14 protein-coding genes are annotated in these 18278 nt (G+C 70.8%); 5 read left to right on the top strand and 9 right to left on the bottom strand.

Translation table 11 applies throughout. The features are described 5' to 3' along the window. Window positions 1-5 precede the first annotated feature (5 nt). Window positions 6-575: an ATP/GTP-binding protein gene (locus OG936_RS28200; protein WP_383760608.1), complete on the top strand. Its 570-nt coding sequence runs from the start codon at window positions 6-8 to the stop codon at window positions 573-575. Window positions 576-636: 61 nt separating this feature from the next. After that, complete coding sequence (locus OG936_RS28195; protein ID WP_406498430.1) at window positions 637-1770, top strand: FAD-dependent monooxygenase; 1134 nt, start codon at window positions 637-639, stop codon at window positions 1768-1770. A gap of 63 nt (window positions 1771-1833) precedes the next feature. On the opposite strand, the gene OG936_RS28190 is transcribed toward OG936_RS28195, so the two are convergent. Both OG936_RS28190 and OG936_RS28185 read right to left on the bottom strand, forming a co-directional pair. Further along, window positions 1834-2235 carry a RidA family protein gene (locus tag OG936_RS28190; RefSeq protein ID WP_266749299.1) on the bottom strand — a complete coding sequence of 134 codons (402 nt, stop codon included), beginning with the start codon at window positions 2233-2235 and terminating at the stop codon, window positions 1834-1836. Continuing rightward, window positions 2232-3359, bottom strand: coding sequence for an acyl-CoA dehydrogenase family protein (locus OG936_RS28185; RefSeq protein ID WP_406498428.1), 1128 nt, complete (start codon window positions 3357-3359; stop codon window positions 2232-2234). Before OG936_RS28185 ends, OG936_RS28190 begins: the two co-directional genes overlap by 4 nt. Before the next feature lie 128 nt (window positions 3360-3487). Here OG936_RS28185 and OG936_RS28180 point away from each other — a divergent pair, with 128 nt between their 5' ends. Both OG936_RS28180 and OG936_RS28175 read left to right on the top strand, forming a co-directional pair. Next, entirely contained in the window at window positions 3488-5089 is a 1602-nt protein-coding gene (locus OG936_RS28180) for an AMP-binding protein (protein ID WP_406498426.1), read from the top strand. Window positions 5090-5136: 47 nt separating this feature from the next. Next, the gene (locus tag OG936_RS28175) at window positions 5137-5973 is read left to right on the top strand and encodes a GNAT family N-acetyltransferase (RefSeq protein WP_406498424.1); all 837 of its coding nucleotides are present in this window, start codon (window positions 5137-5139) and stop codon (window positions 5971-5973) included. On the opposite strand, the gene OG936_RS28170 is transcribed toward OG936_RS28175, so the two are convergent. Together OG936_RS28170 and OG936_RS28165 are read right to left on the bottom strand one after the other, a co-directional pair. Then, window positions 5960-8383 (bottom strand): bifunctional salicylyl-CoA 5-hydroxylase/oxidoreductase, encoded by a 2424-nt coding sequence (locus OG936_RS28170; RefSeq protein WP_406498422.1) that lies wholly within the window; start codon window positions 8381-8383, stop codon window positions 5960-5962. The two genes, OG936_RS28175 and OG936_RS28170, sit on opposite strands and share 14 nt — an antisense overlap. 4 nt (window positions 8384-8387) lie before the next feature. Next, window positions 8388-9215, bottom strand: coding sequence for an enoyl-CoA hydratase family protein (locus OG936_RS28165; RefSeq protein WP_114247191.1), 828 nt, complete (start codon window positions 9213-9215; stop codon window positions 8388-8390). A gap of 279 nt (window positions 9216-9494) precedes the next feature. Here OG936_RS28165 and OG936_RS28160 point away from each other — a divergent pair, with 279 nt between their 5' ends. Beyond that, window positions 9495-9959 carry an ATP-binding protein gene (locus OG936_RS28160; RefSeq protein ID WP_406498420.1) on the top strand — a complete coding sequence of 155 codons (465 nt, stop codon included), beginning with the start codon at window positions 9495-9497 and terminating at the stop codon, window positions 9957-9959. On the opposite strand, the gene OG936_RS28155 is transcribed toward OG936_RS28160, so the two are convergent. The 5 genes from OG936_RS28155 to OG936_RS28135 form a co-directional block, all read right to left on the bottom strand. Beyond that, a complete protein-coding gene (locus OG936_RS28155; RefSeq protein ID WP_406498418.1) occupies window positions 9960-11399 on the bottom strand; it encodes an amino acid permease in 1440 nt (479 codons plus the stop codon). Window positions 11400-11623: 224 nt separating this feature from the next. Then, window positions 11624-12631 carry an ornithine carbamoyltransferase gene (gene argF, locus OG936_RS28150; protein WP_406498416.1) on the bottom strand — a complete coding sequence of 336 codons (1008 nt, stop codon included), beginning with the start codon at window positions 12629-12631 and terminating at the stop codon, window positions 11624-11626. Window positions 12632-12740: 109 nt separating this feature from the next. Further along, window positions 12741-13973 (bottom strand): arginine deiminase, encoded by a 1233-nt coding sequence (locus OG936_RS28145; RefSeq protein ID WP_383760627.1) that lies wholly within the window; start codon window positions 13971-13973, stop codon window positions 12741-12743. A 200-nt stretch (window positions 13974-14173) separates the two neighbouring features. Continuing rightward, complete coding sequence (locus OG936_RS28140; RefSeq protein WP_406498413.1) at window positions 14174-16774, bottom strand: polynucleotide kinase-phosphatase; 2601 nt, start codon at window positions 16772-16774, stop codon at window positions 14174-14176. Continuing rightward, window positions 16771-18270 (bottom strand): 3' terminal RNA ribose 2'-O-methyltransferase Hen1, encoded by a 1500-nt coding sequence (locus OG936_RS28135; RefSeq protein WP_406498411.1) that lies wholly within the window; start codon window positions 18268-18270, stop codon window positions 16771-16773. Before OG936_RS28135 ends, OG936_RS28140 begins: the two co-directional genes overlap by 4 nt. Between the last annotated feature and the right edge of the window lie 8 nt (window positions 18271-18278).

Genomic DNA, 18278 nt, shown 5'->3' with positions numbered 1-18278 from the left:
CCAACATGACAAGCAGTCAGGCGGCCCCCGCCGCCGTCAAGATCCTCGTCGCCGGCGGTTTCGGCGTCGGCAAGACCACCCTGGTGGGAGCAGTCAGCGAAGTCGCCCCGCTGCGCACCGAGGAGTACCTGACCAAGGCCAGCATCGGTGTCGACGACCTGGCCGGGGTCGGCGGGAAGGACACGACCACCGTGGCCCTGGACTTCGGGCGGATCACGGTCAGTTCCGAGGTGGTGGTCTACCTCTTCGGCACCCCCGGCCAGGAACGCTTCTGGTTCATGTGGAACGACCTGGTCAACGGGGCGCTCGGCGGTGTCGTGATCGCCGACACCCGCAGGCTGGAGACCAGTTTCGCATCGATCGACTTCTATGAGAGCCGGGACATCCCGTTCGTGGTCGCGATCAACTGCTTCCACGGTCACAACACCCGTACACCGGACGAGATCAGAGCAGCTCTCGACCTCGATCCGCAGGTCCCGATGCTGATCGGCGACGTGCGCGAGCGGCCGTTCGGCCGGGACGTGCTGCTGGCCCTGGTGGACCACCTGATGAGCGTGCCCGTCGCGGCCGGCTGACCGTGCGCTCCTCTCACTCCCCCTACCTTCTTGCACCTTTCTCGCTCTGGAGAGATCTGAGATGGCATCACCCCTGCGCGTCCTGGTTCACGGCGGCGGCATCGGCGGGCTCACCCTCGCCACCGCGCTGGCCCGGCGCGGCCACACCGTCGAGGTCGCCGAGCTCCGCGACGAGCTGGAAGCGCTCGGCGTCGGCATCATCCAGCCGTCCAACGCCCTTCACGTCATGCGGGAGATCGGGGTGCTCGACGACTGCCTCAAGGCGGGCTTCGAGTGGGAGATCCTGACCATCGCCGACCCGGCCGGCAACACGCTCGCCGAGATTCCGCAGCCGAGGATGGACGACGTCCCCTCGAACAACGGCATCCCGCGCCCCGCCCTCGCTCAGATACTGAACGCCGCCGCCGTGGCCGCCGGGGCCGTGATCCGCTTCGGCACGACCATCACGGAGCTGGCCGACGACGGCTCCGGCGTGGACGTCACCCTCTCCGACGGCTCCACCGGGCGCTGGGACCTGGTGGTCGGCTTCGACGGCATCGGTTCGCCGCTGCGCACCCGGCTGTACGGGGACCGTTACGTCCCCGAGTACACCGGATTCGCCAACTGGCGGGTGACGGTGGACCGTCAGCCCCGGGTGCGGGGTGTGGTGATGGGCACCGCGGGCCGGGCCGCGAAGGCACTGCTCACCCCGATCACCGAGGAACTGATGTACCTGGGCGCGGTGTTCGCCGAGTCCGAGGACTTCCGGCCGGACCCGGAGCGGGCCCACGAGCAGCTCACGGAGCGGCTGGCGATGTTCTCCGGGCCGGTCGCCGAGGCGCTCGCCACCGTCACCGACCCGTCCGCGGTGGTGTACTCGCGGATCTCCCAGGTGACGGTCGACGAGCCGTGGCACGTCGGCCGGGTGGTGCTGGCGGGTGACGCCGCACACGCCTCCACCCCGCACATCGCGCAGGGTGCGGCGATGGCCGTCGAGGACGCGCTGGTGCTCGCCGAGTCGCTGGACGCCGAGGCCGATGTGGCAGCGGCCCTCGAAGCGTGGGAGGCGCGCCGCCGCCCCCGGGCCATGTGGGTGCAGGCCATGTCGCGTGCGGTGCTCAAGCAGGAGACCGGCCGCGAGACCACGCCCGAGGAGGACGAGCTGCTGAAGATCGGCATTCCGGGCGCGGCGCATGTGCTGGTGAAGCCGTACTGATCCGCGCCGATCCGCGCGTCGCCGGGCGGGCCGGGCACACGGTGCCCGGCCCGCCCGGCGCGTTCACGGCAGCACCGCCACCCCGTCGATCTCGACCAGTGCCTGCTCGTCCCAGAGCCTCGCCACCCCGATGACCGCCATGGCCGGATAGTCGCGGCCCGCCAACTGCCGCCAGATCCGGCCCAGTTCCCCGGCATGAGTGCGGTAGTCGGCCACATCGGTGGCGTACACGGTGACCCGGGCCAGGTCCGCCGGGGCGCCGCCCGCCGCGCGCAGCGCGGTGAGCAGATTGGTGAGCGCCGTCGCGAACTGCTCGGGCAGGCCCGCGCCGACGACCTTGCCGTCCTGGTCGAGGGCGGTCTGCCCGGCCAGGAAGACCAGTTGGCCGCCGATGGCGGTGACGGCGTGCGAGAAGCCGGTGGGCGGCGACAGCTCGGCGGGGTTGATCCGGTGGAGCGGACTCATGCGGACGCCTCCCGGTTCGCGTACAGCTCCTTGGCGATGATCGTGCGCTGGACCTCGCTGGCGCCCTCGTAGATCCGTGGGGCGCGGACCTCTCTGTACAGGTGTTCGAGGAGGTGGCCGCGGCGCAGGGCGCGGGCGCCGTGCAGTTGGACGGCGGTGTCGACGACGTACTGCGCGGTCTCGGTGGCGTACAGCTTCGCCATGGCCGCGCGGCGCGGTACGCCGGGCTCGCCCGCGTCGTACGCGGCGGCGGCCGCGTACACCAGCAGCCGGGCGGCTTCGGTACGGGTGGCCATCTCGGCGACCTGGTGGGAGACGGCCTGAAGGTCCTTCAGCGGGCCGCCGAAGGCGGTGCGTCCGGCGGTGTGCGCCACCGTGGCGTCGAGGGCGGCGCGGGCCATGCCGACGGCGAACGCGCCGACGCTGGGGCGGAACAGGTTGAGGGTGTCCATGGCGACCCGGAAGCCGCGGTCCGGTTCGCCGAGCACATCGTCGGCGGTGACCGGGACACCGTCGAAGACCAGGGCCCCGATGGGGTGCGGCGAGAGCATGTCGAGGGCGGTGCCGGTCAGTCCGGGGCGGTCGGCGGGGACCAGGAACGCGGTGACGCCACGGGATCCGGCGCCCTGGGTCGTACGCGCGAAGACGGTGTAGAAGTCGGCCTCGGGTGCGTTGGAGATCCAGCACTTCTCGCCGGTCAGGCGCCAGCCGTCGGGGGCGCGTTCGGCGTTCAGGGCGAGGGCCGCCGCGTCGGAGCCCGCGCCCGGTTCGCTGAGTGCGAAGGCGGCGACGGCGCGGCCGGCGCGCACTTCGGGGAGCCAGCGCTCGCGGAGGGCCGGGGTTCCCGCCCGGATCACGGGGTGGGTGCCGAGGCCCTGGAGGGCCAGTGCGGTCTCGGCCTCCGTGCAGCCGCGGGCCAGGGACTCGCGGAGCAGGCAGAGGTCGAGGGCGCCGGAGTTCAGCAGCCGGTCGAGGAGACCCGACTCGCCGAGTGCGGTGATCAGGGGGCGGTTGACGTGGCCCGGGTCGCCCTTTTCGGCGAGGGGGCGCAATTGCTGCTCGGCAAGGACTCTCAGCTCCTCGCACCAGGCGGTTTGTGCCGGATCGAGCGAGAATACCGTCATACCGGCGCCTCTCTTGTCGGTGTCCGAGGCACCCGGCGGGCGCATCTCGTTTTTCTCGTCTTATCGCGGACCGTTGACTACCGTCACCCAAACGATACGCTCCGGAGGCGACAAGGGGGCGATCCGTGATGGACCCGAAGACCTCAGCGCACCTCGACAGCTTCGCCAGGGAGCACCTGCCACCTCCGGACCAGTGGCCGGAACTGCTCTTCGACCTGCCCGAACTGAACTACCCGGCCCGCCTCAACTGCGCGGCGGAGCTGCTGGACCGTACGGCCGAGCGCTTCGGCCCCGACCGCCCCGCCTTCCGTACTGCGGACGGCGGAGTGTGGAGCTACGGGGAACTGCGGGACCGGGTGGACCGGATCGCCCATGTCCTCACGTCGGATCTGGGGGTCGTCCCCGGCAACCGCGTCCTGTTGCGCGGCCCCACCACGCCCCAGCTGGCCGCCTGCTGGCTCGCGGTGCTGAAGGCGGGCGCGATCGCCGTCACGGTGCTGGCCCAGCAGCGGTCCGCCGAGCTCGCCACCATCTGCTCGATCGCCCGGGTGAGCCATGCGCTGTGCGACATCCGGGCGACCGACGATCTGGTGAAGGCTCAGGTGCCGGGACTGCGGATCACGGCGTACGGGGGTGAAGCCCCGGACGATCTGCTGCGGCTGACCGAGGCCGAGCGGGGGCCGTACCTGCCGGTGGACACGGCGGCGGACGATGTCGCACTGATCGCGTTCACCTCGGGCACGACCGGGCGGCCGAAGGGCTGTATGCACTTCCACCGGGACGTGCTCGCCATCGCCGACACGTTCTCGCGCCATGTCCTGCGCCCGACGCCCGACGACGTGTTCGCGGGCAGTCCACCGCTCGGCTTCACCTTCGGGCTCGGCGGTCTGGTGGTCTTCCCGCTGCGGGCCGGTGCCAGTTCCCTGCTGCTCGAACAGTCCGGCCCGGTGCAGCTGTTGCCCGCGCTCGCCGCCCACCGGGTGTCGGTGCTGTTCACGGCGCCGACCGCGTACCGCGTGATGCTCGACCGCGTCGACGAGCACGATCTGACCGCGCTGCGGCGCTGTGTCTCGGCCGGCGAGAACCTCCCGGTGGCCACCTGGCGGTCCTGGTACGAGCGGACGGGTCTGCGCATCATCAACGGCATCGGCGCCACCGAACTGCTGCACATCTTCATCTCCGCCGCCGACGACGCGATCCGCCCCGGCACCACCGGAGTTCCGGTGCCCGGCTGGCAGGCCCGGGTGGTGGACGGCGAGGGCCGGCAGATGCCGGACGGGGAGCCCGGACTCCTCGCCGTACGCGGTCCGATCGGCTGCCGCTATCTCGCCGACGAACGCCAGCGTGACTACGTGGCGCACGGCTGGAACATCACCGGTGACACGTATGTGCGCGATCCGGACGGCTACTTCCGTTACGTCGCCCGCGCCGACGACATGATCATCTCCTCCGGCTACAACATCGCGGGCCCCGAGGTCGAGGACGCCGTGTTGCGTCACCCCGCGGTGGCCGAGGCCGCGGTGGTGGGGCGGGCCGACGAGCTGCGCGGCCGGATCGTGGTGGCGTACGTGGTGCTGCGTGAAGGCGCGGAACTGTCGGCCGACGAGCTGCGTACGTACATGAAGGGCGAGCTGGCCCCGCACAAGTGCCCGCGCGTCGTCGAGTTCCTGCCCGCACTGCCCCGGACCGCCACCGGGAAGCTGCAGCGCTTCCGGCTGCGGGACGAGTGACCGGAAATGCGGGTGCTTCGCGCCATCCGCACCCGGCAGGATGAGGCATGACCTGGACCTTCACCGATGACGTCAACGCCTTCCTCGACGCGGCCGGCGCCTCGCTGGCCGCCCGGCCCGCCGAGAACACCCTGGTTCTGACCGTGACCGCGACCCTGCGCAGCAGCGGCCCGCACGCCTACGGAGACGCCGCCCCGCTGCTGGGCTGGTGGCGCGGGGCGGACGGAGAGGTCGCGGGGACGCTGGTGCAGACCCCGCCGTATCCGGCGCTGCTGGGAACCGTCGCGCCGGAGGCGGTCGCCCCGCTGGCCGCCGCGCTCCCCCTGACCGGGATCAACGCGGACCGGGCCACCGCCCAGGCGCTGGCCGCCAACTGGCCTGGCCACCGGGTCGACCAGGAGCAGCGGCTCTACCGGCTGGGGACGCTGATCCCGCCCTCCCCCGCCCCTTCGGGCCGGCCCAGGGCCGCCACCACTGCCGACCGGGAACTGCTGGTGCGCTGGCATCTCGCCTTCGCCGATCAGGTCGGCCAGCCCGGCACCCATGCCGAACGGATCCTGGACGAGCGGACGGCGTCCGGCAGGCTGACCCTCTGGGAGGTCGACGGCGTGCCGGTGTCAATGGCCGGCGTCTCACCGCAGATCGCGGGCACGGTGCGGGTCGCGGCGGTCTACACACCTCCCGAGCACCGCGGCCGGGGGTACGCGGCCGCGGTGACCGCGGAGATCAGCCGGGCGGCGCGGGAGGCGGGCGCGCAGGAGGTGCTGCTCTTCACCGACCTCGCGAACCCGACCAGCAACGGCGTGTACCGGCGCATCGGCTTCCGGGCGGTCTCGGACCGGCTGCTGATCAGCGTGGCGGAGGAGCCCGTCACCCCAGGGTGAGCCGGGGCTTCGGTGCGTCCGTGCGGCCCGTCGGCGGGGTGCGGCTGCCCGCGCGGTACGGGAGCGGCCAGGGCGCGCCCGGACCGCTGTAGCCCTGGTCGGCCGCCGCGTGCAGCGTCCAGTGCGGGTCGTAGAGATGGGGGCGGGCCAGGGCGCAGAGGTCGGCCCGGCCCGCGAGCAGCAGTGAATTGACGTCGTCCCAGGACGAGATCGCGCCGACCGCGATGACCGGCACGCACAGCGTGTTGCGGATCCGGTCCGCGTACGGGGTCTGGTACGAGCGGCCGTACTCGGGGCGCTCGTCGGGGACGACCTGGCCGGTGGAGACGTCGATGGCATCGGCGCCGTGGGCGACGAAGGCACGGGCGATCTCGACGGCGTCCTCGGCGGTCGTGCCGCCCTCGGCCCAGTCCGTGGCGGAGATGCGGACGGTCATGGGCCGGTCGTCGGGCCAGTCGGCGCGGACCGCGTCGAAGACTTCCAGGGGGAAGCGGAGCCGGTTGTCCAGCGATCCGCCGTACCGGTCGGTGCGGCGGTTGGTGAGCGGCGAGAGGAAGCCGGACAGCAGGTAGCCATGGGCGCAGTGGAGTTCCAGCAGGTCGAAGCCGCAGTGATCGGCACGGCGGGCCGCCACCGCGAACTGTTCGCGTACGGCGTCGAGTCCGGCCCGGTCCAGGGCGTGCGGGACCTGGTTGACGCCGTCCGCGTACGGGATCGGGGAGGCGGCGGTGAGCGGCCAGTTGCCGTGGTCGAGGGGCTGGTCGATGCCCTCCCACATGAGTTTGGTGGATCCCTTGCGTCCGGAGTGGCCGAGCTGGACGCCGATGGCCGTTCCGGGCGCGCTCGCGTGGACGAAGTCGGTGATCCGGGTCCAGGCCGCGGCCTGTTCGGGGCTGTAGAGCCCGGTGCAGCCGGGGGTGATGCGGCCCTCGGCGCTGACGCACACCATCTCCGTCATGACGAGCCCGGCGCCACCGAGTGCGCGTGCGCCCAGGTGGACGAGGTGGAAGTCGCCGGGGACGCCGTCGATGGCCGCGTACATGTCCATGGGTGAGACGACGACGCGGTTGCGGAGTTCGAGGCCGCGCAACCGCAGCGGGGTGAACATCGGCGGGGTGTCCGGGGCGCAGCCGAACTCCTCCTCGACGGCGGCGGTGAAGGAGGCGTCGCGCAGCCGCAGGTTGTCGTGGGTGACGCGGCGGCTGCGGGTGAGGAGGTTGAAGGCGAACTGGCGGGGCGGCTGGTCGACGTAGGTGCCGAGCTCCTCGAACCAGCGCAGGCTGGCCGCGGCGGCTCGCTGGGTCGATTCGACGACCGGCCGGCGCTCGGTCTCGTACGCGGACAGCGCGGCGGGCAGGTCGGGCTGTTCCTCGATGCAGGCGGCGAGCGCGAGGGCGTCCTCGACGGCGAGTTTGGTGCCGGAGCCGATGGAGAAGTGCGCGGTGTGGGCGGCGTCGCCGATGAGGACCGTGTTGCCGTGCGACCAGCGGGCGTTGACGACGGTGCGGAAGGTGAGCCAGGAGGAGTTGTTGGAGCGCAGCGGCCGGCCACCGAGCGCCTCGGTGAAGATCTTGGCGCAGCGTACGGTCGAGTGCTCCACGTCGCAGGTGTCGAATCCGGCGGCCCGCCAGACCTCTTCGCGCATCTCGACGATGACGGTGGAGGCGTCGGCCGAGAAGGGATAGCCGTGCAGCTGCATCACCCCGTACGCGGTCTCGGCGATCTCGAAGCGGAAGGCGTCGAGGGCGAAGTCGGCGGCGAGCCAGATGTAGCGGCAGCGGTGGTCGGTGAGGCGGGGGCCGAAGGTGTCGGCGTGCGCGGCGCGGGTGAGGCTGTGCACTCCGTCGGCGGCGATCACCAGGTCGTGGGCGGCGGCCAGCTCGGCGGCCGGCGGGGCCACGGTGCGGAAGCGGAGGCGTACGCCGAGGGACTCGCAGCGGTCGTGCAGGATCTCCAGGAGCCTGCGCCGGCCCAGCGCCGCGAAGCCGTGGCCGCCGGAGGTCTGGGTCACGCCTCGGTGGACGATGTCGATGTCGTCCCACCGTACGAATTCGTCCTGGAGCGCCCGGTACACGACGGGGTCGGCGTGCTCGATGCCGCCGAGGGTCTCGTCGGAGAGGACGACGCCGAAGCCGAAGGTGTCGTCGGGTGCGTTGCGCTCCCAGACGGTGATGTCGCGTTCCGGATCGAGCCGCTTGAGCAGGGCCGCGGCGTAGAGCCCACCGGGTCCGCCGCCGATGACCGCGATCCGTTTCACACCGGTCGGCTTCGTGGCGGAGGGACGCGCGCCGGGCACCGTCGCGGCGGGCGGGATCGCGCCGGGCGCCGTAACCGTCAGGGCGGATGGAATCGCGCCGGGCGCCGTCGCGGCGGACGGTCCCGAGCCGGCGGCGCTGGTGTCGGGCGGCATCGCGCTACCGGCCTTGCCACTTCGGTGGCCGCTTCTCGGTGAAGGCGGCATGGAATTCGGCGTAGTCGTCGCCGTGCATCAGCAGGGCCTGGGTCGCGGCGTCCATCTCGACCGCGGCGGCGAGCGGCATGTCGAGTTCGGCGGTGAGCAGTGCCTTGGTCTGGGCGAGGGCGAGGGCCGGTCCGTCGGCGAGGCGGCGGGCGAGCGCCGCCGCGCGCACATCCGCCTGGCCTTCCTCGGTCAGCTCGCTGATCAGTCCGATGCGTTCCGCTTCGGGCGCGCGGACCGGTTCGCCGAGCATCAGCAGCCGGGTGGCGTGACCGAGGCCGACGACGCGCGGAAGCAGGTAGGCGGCGCCCATGTCGCCGCCGGAGAGACCGACCTTGGTGAAGAGGAAGGCGAAGCGGGCGGACGGGTCCGCGATCCGGAAATCGGCGGCCAGTGCGAGAACCGCGCCGGCACCTGCGGCCACGCCGTGTACGGCGGCGATGACGGGGAAGGGGGTTTCACGAAGGGCCCGCACCACCTGCCCGGTCATGCGGTTGAAATCGAGGAGCTGGGCGGTGTCCATGGCGAGTGTCGCGCCGATGATGTCGTCGACATCTCCGCCCGAGCAGAATCCGCGGCCCTCCCCCGCGAGCACCAGCGCGCGCACGGTGCGTTCGCGGGACAGTTCGGCAAGCAGGTCGCGCAGGTCGGCATAGGCACCGAAGGTGAGCGCGTTGAGTTTCTCGGGGCGGGCGAGGGTGACGGTGGCGACTCCGTCGTCCGTCGTCAGCCGCAGATGACGCCAGTCATCCGTACGGGGGGCGGAGCTGGGAAACGGACTCATGGAGGGGGCTCTCCTTCAGCCGTCGGACCGCTGCCTGCGATACCTGCAACCGAACTTATCACTCGTACGTGACTCCCGTCACGGGCACGCGATATGCGGAGCGTGAGAATGCAGTGCCGAACGTCCCCTTCATGCCGGTCGGCAGACCCTGGTCCGAACTCATTGCACTTCGTAAAGGTTGAACCGAAGACGTGTTGACGTCCAGAAAGCCCTCCGACCGACCCCGGAAACTCCACCGACGCCTGGAAACTCGACCGACTACGGAACGGAAACCCTGCCGTGCTCCCCGATGCCCCCGTCCCTGCCTCCTGGCGGATCGCCCTGCCGCACTCGACGGTGGCCGTACCGGTCGCCCGCGCCCTGATCCGTACGGCGCTGGCGGAGATCGACGCTCCGGCCGATTCGGACACCGCCGAGCTCCTCACCGCCGAGCTGGTCACCAATGCGGTGGAGCACACCGGCGGGGCGGAGCCGATCGAGCTGGTGGTGGAGCTGCTGCCGACCGGCTGCCAGGTGGAGGTGCACGACCGCGACCCCGCCCCGCCGGGTGATCTCTCCCATCCGAGGCCCGGCAGCGAGCCGGACCCGTGGCAGGAGCACGGCCGGGGGCTGCTGCTGATCCGTACGCTCAGCTCGTCCTGCGGTCACCGCACGACGGAGCACGGCAAGGCGGTCTGGTTCACCCTGCCGTCCCGTACGCCGCGGAACTTACCCGCCGACCCCGCGCCGCCCCGGTCCCCCTGATCACCCCGCGTCGGCAGCGGCCAGCCGGGAGCGGCTGCGGCCGTAGAAGGCGTAGACCGCCGCGCCGACGAGCAGGAAGACGGCGAACTGCACCCAGGTCGCCCAGCCCGTCCCGTACATCAGATACAGGCAGAATCCGACGCCCAGGACCGGGCTCAGCGGGTAGAGCGGCACCCGGAACGAGCCCCTGACCTCGGGGTTGCGGCGGCGCAGCACGATCACCGCGATGTTCACCGCGACCATGGTGGCCAGTGCGCCGATGGTCGTCAGATTCACCACCACATCGAGCGAGGAGAAGGCTGCCGGTACCGCGAAGACGACCGCCACGATCCAGGTGTTGGCGACCGGCGTCGCCGTCCGCGGCGAGACTCGCTCGAAGACCCGGGGGATCAGGCCGTCGCGGGACATCGACATCAGGATGCGGGTCTGCCCGTACATCACCGCGAGCACGACGGACGCGATCGCGACGACCGCGCCGAAGGCGATGATCCCGCCTCCGATGTTCGAGTCGGTGACCTGGTCGACGACGATCGAGAGCGCGGCCGGCCGGTGGGCAACGGCCTCCGGGCCGAGGGCTCCGATGGCGGCGAGCGCGACGGCGCAGTAGAGCAGCGTGACCAGGCCGATGCAGATCATGATCGCGATCGGGATGTTCCGCCGCGGGTTCCTGACCTCTTCGCCCGCGGTGGTGATGGCGTCGAAGCCGATGTACGAGAAGAACGCCAGCGACGCACCGGCGGTGACCCCGCCCGCTCCGTGAGCGACGAACGGCGTGAGGTTCCCGTGCTGGAAGGCCGTGAAGGCGATGACGCAGAACATGATCAGGACGGTGATCTTGAGGACCGCCATCGCGGTGGTGGCTCCCGCGCTCTCCCGGACGCCGCGCACCAGCAGGGTGGCGGCCATCAGGATCACCAGGACGGCGGGCAGATTGATCACTCCGCCGTCGCCGGGCCCCGCCGAGAGAGCGGCGGGCAGCTGCAGACCGAACAGGCTGCTCAGCAGCTCGTTGACGTACTGGCTCCAGCCGACGGCGACCGCGGAGACCGAGACGCCGTACTCCAGCAGCAGACACCAGCCGACGAGGAACGCGATGCGCTCGCCGAGCGTCGCGTAGGCGAAGGAGTACGAGCTGCCGGAGACCGGGATCGCGCTGCCCAGCTCGGCGAAGGAGAACGCGGTGAAGATGCAGGTGATCGCCGCGAGCACGAAGGACAGCACGACGGCGGGGCCGGCCTCGGCGACGCTGTCGGAGAGACCGACGAAGATACCGGTGCCGACAACGGCGCCGACACCGAAGCACACCAGCTGGAAGAGGCCCATGGAGCGTCTGAGGCCGTGCCCCTCCAGGTCCGCGCCGGACTCGGCGATCAGCTGGTGCGGGTTCTTGATGCGTGGCCCGGACGGACGCGTGGGGCTCGGTGGGCGCAGCGGACTCACGGGGATGTTCTCTTCTCTGGTGGAGCATGTGGGGGATGTGCGCCCCGGGGCCTGTGGGGGGCTCCGGCTCCGGGCTCCGGGCTCAGAACTCGGGGCCCAGGGCTCGGGCGCGTGGGGCGGCACGAAAATGGGGTTCGAGCGTGCGAGCTCGAACCCCACCAAGAGGCAACATAATAGTCACCTTCGCGCATGTTCACCCAATTGGATGCATGTTCATGCAGTACTCAGCGCGTGGCCGCCAGGGTCGCCACCAGAACGGCCTTGATCGTGTGCATCCGGTTCTCGGCCTCGTCGAATACGACCGAGTGCGCGGACTCGAAGACCTCGTCGGTGACTTCCAGCTCCGTCAGCCCGTGGGTGGCCTCGATCTCCCGTCCGACCTTGGTGCCGAGGTCGTGGTAGGCCGGGAGGCAGTGCAGGAACTTCACGTCGGCGTTGCCGGTGGCGCGCAGGACGTCCATGGTCACGGCATACGGCCCGAGAGCCTCGATGCGCTCGGCCCAGACTTCCTTGGGCTCACCCATGGAGACCCAGACATCGGTGGCGACGAAGTCCGCGCCCCCGACACCCGCGGTGACGTCCTCGGTGAGAGTGACCGTCGCGCCGCTCGCCGCGGCCAGCGCGCGGGCCTCGGCGACGATCTCCGGGGCCGGCCAGTACGACTTCGGCGCGACGATCCGCACGTCCATGCCCAGCAGCGCGCCGGTGACGAGGTAGGAGTTGCCCATGTTGAAGCGGGCGTCGCCGAGGTAGGCGAAGGCGATGCGCTCCAGCGGCTTCGCGCTGTGCTCGGTCATGGTGAGGACGTCGGCGAGCATCTGGGTCGGGTGCCAGTCGTCGGTGAGTCCGTTGAAGACCGGAACGCCGCCATGGGTGGCCAGCTCCTCGACGGCCGCCTGACTGTCACCCCGGTACTCGATACCGTCGAACATCCGACCGAGGACGCGGGCCGTGTCCTTCACCGACTCCTTGTGCCCGATCTGCGAGCCGGAGGGGTCGAGATACGTCGTGGACGCGCCCTGGTCGGCGGCGGCCACCTCGAAGGCACAGCGGGTGCGGGTCGAGGTCTTCTCGAAGATGAGCGCGATGTTCTTGCCACGCAGCCGCTGCACTTCGGTCCCCGACTTCTTGGCGGACTTGAGCTCCGCCGCAAGGTCGATCAGGCCGCGGAACTCCTCGGCCGTGAAGTCCAGCTCCTTGAGGAAGTGGCGGCCTGCGAGGTCTATGGCCATGGGACTGCTCCTGGGTAGGGCGAGGGTCGCACTTGCACTGACTCTGGAAGTCTATACGACACCATGCATTGCTATACGGCGCCTCTTCTCGGGTCCGGGCCGCGCGCCACTACACCGGGTCGCGCACCACGGGGCAGCTCATGCAGCGGGGGCCGCCCCGGCCCCGGCCCAGTTCGCTGCCGCGGATCTCTATGACCTCGATGCCCTCCTTGCGCAGGTAGGTGTTGGTGGTGGCGTTGCGCTCGTACGCGACGACGACACCCGGCTCGACGGCCAGCACATTGCAGCCGTCGTCCCACTGCTCGCGCTGCGCGGCGTGCACATCCTGGGTGGCCGTGAGAACCCGGATCGAGTCCAGGCCCAGGGCGTGCGCGATCGCGTCGTGCATGTGCTCGGGCGGATGGTCGGTGACCTTCAGATCCCTCGGCCCGTCACCGGGCTCGATGGTGTAGGAGCGGAGCATGCCCAGTCCCGCGTACTTGGTGAAGGTGTCGCCGTCGATCATCGTCATGACCGTGTCGAGGTGCATGAACTCCCGGCGCTTGGGCATCTCGAGGGCCACGATCGTGTGCGCCGAACCGGCGTCGAACAGCCCGCGGGCCAGCATCTCCACCGCCTGCGGGGTGGTCCGCTCGCTCATCCCGATGAGTACGGCGCCGTGGCCGATGACCAGTACGTCGCCGCCCTCGATGGTGGACGGGTAGTCGTCCTGCCCCTGCGACCAGTGGTGGAAGGTGCCCGCCTCGGGGCCGGTGAAGAGCGGGTGGTGGCGGTAGATCGCCTCGAAGTGGACGGTCTCGCGCTGCCGGGCCGGCCAACGCATCGCGTTGATGGACACGCCGTCGTATATCCACGCCGAGGTGTCCCGGGTGAAGAGATGGTTGGGCAGCGGGCCGAGCAGAAAGTCGTCCAGGTCCATGACGTGGAAGCGGACGGAGGTCGGCTCGCTGTGCCGGTCCAGGAACTCCCGCTTGGTCATCCCGCCGACCAGCGCCTGGGCCAGGTCGGCGCTGGACAACTCCTCGAAGGCGGCCCGCAGATGCTCGGTGGCGAGCGGGCCGTACTCCTTCTCCTCGAAGACCCGGTCCAGGACGAGGCGCCTGGCCACCGGAATGTCCAGCGCCTCACGGAGCAGATCACCGAAGAGGTGCACCTCCACCCCGCGGTCGCGCAGCACGTCCGCGAAGCCGTCGTGCTCCTGGCGGGCGCGGCGCACCCAGAGCACGTCGTCGAACAGGAGCGCGTCCTTGTTGCTGGGGGTGAGCCTCTTCAGTTCAAGATCGGGGCGGTGCAGGATGACGCGGCGCAGCCGCCCGGCCTCGGAGTCGACGTGGAATCCCATATCTCCATCCTCGCCGTGCAAAGCGCCGTTCACCCGGTGAATCGCCAGCGGATTTCTCGTGGATCCCACTGTCTGTCTCTCCCTGGATCCCGCGGTCTGTCTCTCCGTGGATCCCGCGGTCTGCCTCTCTGTGGATCCCACCGTTGGACTCTGCGTCGATCCCACCGTTGAGCCCACGGACGATCCGCTGCCACCCCCTCCTACAGCCTCGGGTCGACCGGTTCCGACTCCAGGGCCAGCACCGCGAACACCGCTTCGTGCACCCGCCACAGCGGCTCCCCGCCGGCCAGCCGGTCCAGCGCTTCGAGCCCCAACGCGTACTCCCGGAGCGCCAACGACCGCTTGTGGCCGAGGAACCGGCCGCGCAGCCGCTCCAGGTTCTCCGGGCGGGTGTACTCGGGGCCGTAGATGATCCGGAGGTACTCCCGGCCGCGCACCTTGATGCCCGGCTGGACCAGCCTGCCCTTGTCGTCCCGTACGAGCGCGGCGAGCGGCTTGACGACCATGCCTTCGCCGCCGCGTCCGGTCATCTCCAGCCACCAGTCGATTCCGGAGCGCACCGACGCCTCGTCACCGGTGTCGACGACGAGCCGGCGGGTGACCTGGAGCAGTCCTGTCGGGTCGTGCTCGACCAGCCGGTCGAGCCAGGCCAGCTGCTCGTCGTGCGGTACGACGGCCAGCGAGCGGCCCTGCACGGCAAGGATCTGGAACGGGGCGAGCCGCACTCCGTCCAGGCCCTGGGTGCTCCAGCAGTAGCGGCGGTACGCCTCGGTGAACGCTGCCGCGTCCTCGGCCCGTCCCCGCTGGCGGTCCGCGAGCATGCTCACGTCCACCCCACGGGCCGCCGCTGCCGCGAGGGCCGCCTCGGCCTCCGGAAGGACGGCTCCGGATGCGGCGCCGACCGCGGCGTACTGCGTGCGCAGCAGCCCGGCCGCCTTGAGGGACCACGGCTTCAGCTCGGCGTCGAGCAGCACCCAGTCGGTGTCCCACTCCTCCCACAGTCCGGCGGCGGTGACGGCGGTGCGCAGCCTGCCGAGGATCACCTCGGTGAGGGCGACGTCGTCGAGGAACGGCCGCCCCGTGCGGGTGTACAGCGCCCCTGTCGGGCCCCCCTCGCTGTCGGGGGCGTCGGAGGCGCGGAGGGCATCGGAGGCGCGGGGGGCACCGCCCACGCCGAACCGCTCACGGGCGGCGTTCGCGTCCCGGCAGACCAGTGCCACCGCACGCGAGCCCATGTGCTTCTCCTCGCACACGACCCGCGCGACACCGTCCGCGCGGTACTGGGCGAAGGCCTCGGCCGGGTGCTCCAGATAGCCGTCCTCGTGCGAGGTGGCGGTGGGCGCCATGGTCGGCGGGAGGTAGCCCAGCAGCCGGGGGTCGACGGCGAACCGGCTCATGACCTCGAGCGCCGCCGCGGCGTTCTCCTCCCGGACCGAGATGCGCCCCATGTGCCGGGTCTCCACGATCCGGCGCCCCTGCACATCGGCGAGGTCCAGTGGCCGGCCCTCCCGGCCTCCGGGTGCCTCGGTGGTCAGCGGTTTGACCGGCTCGTACCAGACCTTCTCGGCCGGTACGTCGACGAGCTCGCGCTCCGGCCAGCGCAGCGCGGTCATCTTGCCGCCGAAGACCGCGCCGGTGTCCAGGCAGATGGTGTTGTTGATCCAGGAGGTGTTGGGCACGGGGGTGTGGCCGTAGACCACGGCGGCCCGGCCCCGGTATTCCTCCGCCCAGGGATAGCGCACGGGCAGACCGAACTCGTCGGTCTCGCCGGTGGTGTCCCCGTACAGCGCGTGCGAACGGACCCGGCCGGAGGTGCGCCCGTGGTACTTCTCGGGCAGTCCGGCGTGGCAGACGACCAGCTTGCCGCCGTCGAGCACGTAGTGGCTGACGAGCCCGTCGATGAACTCCCGCACCTGCTCGCGGAAGGCCGGGTCCTTCTCGTCCTCCCGGTCCAACTGCTCAATGGTCTCGGCGAGTCCATGGGTGTGCTGGACCTTGCGGCCCTTGAGGTAGCGGCCCAGCTTGTTCTCGTGGTTGCCGGGTACGCACAGGGCGTTGCCCGCCGACACCATGGACATGACGCGGCGCAGCACCCCGGGGCTGTCGGGGCCGCGGTCCACGAGGTCGCCGACGAAGACCGCCGTGCGCCCCTCGGAATGCACGCCATCGACGTAGCCGAGTTTGCCGAGCAGGGCGTCCAACTCGGAACGGCAGCCGTGGATGTCGCCGATGATGTCGAAGGGGCCGGTGAGGTGGCGCAGGTCGTTGTAGCGGCGCTCCAGCACCACCTCGGCGTGCTCCACCTCCTCCTCGGTGCGCAGGATGTGCACCTTGCGGAAGCCCTCGCGCTCCAGACCGCGCAGCGAGCGGCGCAGTTCCCGGCGGTGGCGCTGGATGACGTGGCGCGGCATGTCGGCGCGGTCGGGGCGGGTCGCGTTGCGCGCGACGCAGATCTCTTCGGGCAGGTCGAGGACGATCGCGATGGGCAGCACGTCGTGACTCCTGGCCAGTTGGACCAGCTGCCTGCGGCTCTCGGACTGGACGTTGGTGGCGTCCACGACGGTCAGCCGCCCGGCTGCCAGCCGCTTGCCCGCGATGTAGTGCAGGACGTCGAAGGCGTCACGGCTGGCGCTCTGGTCGTTCTCGTCGTCGGCGACCAGGCCGCGGCAGAAGTCCGAGGAGATGATCTCCGTGGGCTCGAAGTGCTTACGGGCGAAGGTGGACTTGCCGGAACCGCTGGCTCCGACGAGGACCACGAGGGAGAGGTCGGTCACCGGCAGGGTGCGCGGGGTACTGGTCATGCGGCTTTCGCCTCCTTCACGGTCTCGTTCCTGTTCCGCTTCGCGATCTCATCGGCTGCGGTCATGGTGAACACGGCCATCTGTGTGGGTGGCCCGACCTCGGGGTCGTCGGGCCCCACGGGGACGAAGCCGACCTCGTATCCGTGCCGCTGTGCCACGTCACCGGCCCAGGCCCGGAACTCGGCCCTGGTCCATTCGAACCGGTGGTCGCCGTGGCGCACATGCCCGGCCGGGAGGGTCTCCCAGCGGACGTTGTACTCGACGTTCGGCGTCGTCACGAGCACCGTCCGCGGACGGGCCGAACCGAACACGGCGTACTCCAGCGCGGGCAGCCTCGGCAGGTCGAGGTGCTCGATGACCTCGCTGAGCACGGCCGCGTCATACCCTTTGAGCTGCTTGTCCGTGTACGTGAGCGAGCCCTGGCGAAGCGTGACGCGTCCGGCCTGCCGCTCTCCCATCCGGTCCAGCTTCAGCCGCCGCGAGGCGATGGTGAGGGCGCGCATGGAGACATCGACGCCGACGATCTCCGTGAAGCCCACGTCCTTGAGCAGCGCCTGCACCAACTGGCCCTGCCCGCAGCCGAGGTCGAGGACCCGGCTCGCCCCGGCGGCGCGCAGCGCGTCGGTGATCGCGGTGCGCCGCTGCTCGGCGAGCGGCACCGGCTTCTCCTCGGTGTCGGTCGTCTCGTCCACCGCGTTGTCGATGCTCTCGACATCGAGGTCGTCCGACTCGGCGAGCCGCACCAGTTCGAGCCGCTGCATCGCCTCCCGGGTCAGCCCCCAACGCCGGGACAGATAGCGGCTGGTGATCAGCTTCTGCTCGGGGTGGGCGGCCAGCCAGCCCTCGCCGGCCCGCAACAGCTTGTCCACCTCGTCCGGCGCGACCCAGTAGTGCTTGGCGTCGTCGAGCACCGGCAACAGGACATACAGCTGTCGCAACGCGTCCACCAAGCGCAACTCGCCCTCCAGCACCAGCCGGACGTACCGCGAGTCGCCCCACTCCGGGAACTGTTCGTCCAGAGGTACGGACACCGCGTCCACGCTCGTCCAGCCGAGCGGCCCGAAGAGCTTGCGCACCAGGTCCGCGCCGCCACGCGCCGGCAGTGCGGGTACCTCGACGCGCAGAGGAAGCGGGGCTTGCACCCGGTCGGGCAGTGCGCGGCACACCCCGTTCAGCGCGGACTTGAAGACGGTGCTCATCGCGACGGAAAGCAGCGAGGACGCCGCGTACGGGCGGTCGTTGACATATTGCGCGAGCGCCGCGTCGGGTGCACCGCCCCGGCCCTTGCCCCTGCCGCGACGCACCAGCGCCACGGGATCCACCTCCAGCAGGAGCGCCGCGGTGCAGAGCTCGGCGGATGCCTCGGGATAGAAGACATGCGCGGTGCCGTGGGCGGTGGAGAACGTCTGCGCCTTCTCGGGGTGCTTGTGCAGCAGGAAGCCGAGGTCGGTAGCAGGACGTTCCGGATTGCCGGTCGTGCTGATTGTCAGGAACACACATCCGA

Source organism: Streptomyces sp. NBC_00846, assembly GCF_045207325.1.
Classification (GTDB): domain Bacteria; phylum Actinomycetota; class Actinomycetes; order Streptomycetales; family Streptomycetaceae; genus Streptomyces.
The sequence above is the reverse complement of the archived record's forward strand: the minus strand, read 5'-3'. Positions and strand labels throughout refer to the sequence as shown.

Coding starts and splice junctions, on each gene's coding strand:
- argF (WP_406498416.1), bottom strand. CDS start 12,631: ATGGCCATAGACCTCGCAGGCCGCCACTTCCTCAAGGAGCTGGACTTC.
- OG936_RS28140 (WP_406498413.1), bottom strand. CDS start 16,774: ATGACCAGTACCCCGCGCACCCTGCCGGTGACCGACCTCTCCCTCGTG.
- OG936_RS28200 (WP_383760608.1), top strand. CDS start 6: ATGACAAGCAGTCAGGCGGCCCCCGCCGCCGTCAAGATCCTCGTCGCC.
- OG936_RS28180 (WP_406498426.1), top strand. CDS start 3,488: ATGGACCCGAAGACCTCAGCGCACCTCGACAGCTTCGCCAGGGAGCAC.
- OG936_RS28175 (WP_406498424.1), top strand. CDS start 5,137: ATGACCTGGACCTTCACCGATGACGTCAACGCCTTCCTCGACGCGGCC.
- OG936_RS28170 (WP_406498422.1), bottom strand. CDS start 8,383: ATGCCGCCCGACACCAGCGCCGCCGGCTCGGGACCGTCCGCCGCGACG.
- OG936_RS28190 (WP_266749299.1), bottom strand. CDS start 2,235: ATGAGTCCGCTCCACCGGATCAACCCCGCCGAGCTGTCGCCGCCCACC.
- OG936_RS28185 (WP_406498428.1), bottom strand. CDS start 3,359: ATGACGGTATTCTCGCTCGATCCGGCACAAACCGCCTGGTGCGAGGAG.
- OG936_RS28165 (WP_114247191.1), bottom strand. CDS start 9,215: ATGAGTCCGTTTCCCAGCTCCGCCCCCCGTACGGATGACTGGCGTCAT.
- OG936_RS28145 (WP_383760627.1), bottom strand. CDS start 13,973: ATGGGATTCCACGTCGACTCCGAGGCCGGGCGGCTGCGCCGCGTCATC.
- OG936_RS28195 (WP_406498430.1), top strand. CDS start 637: ATGGCATCACCCCTGCGCGTCCTGGTTCACGGCGGCGGCATCGGCGGG.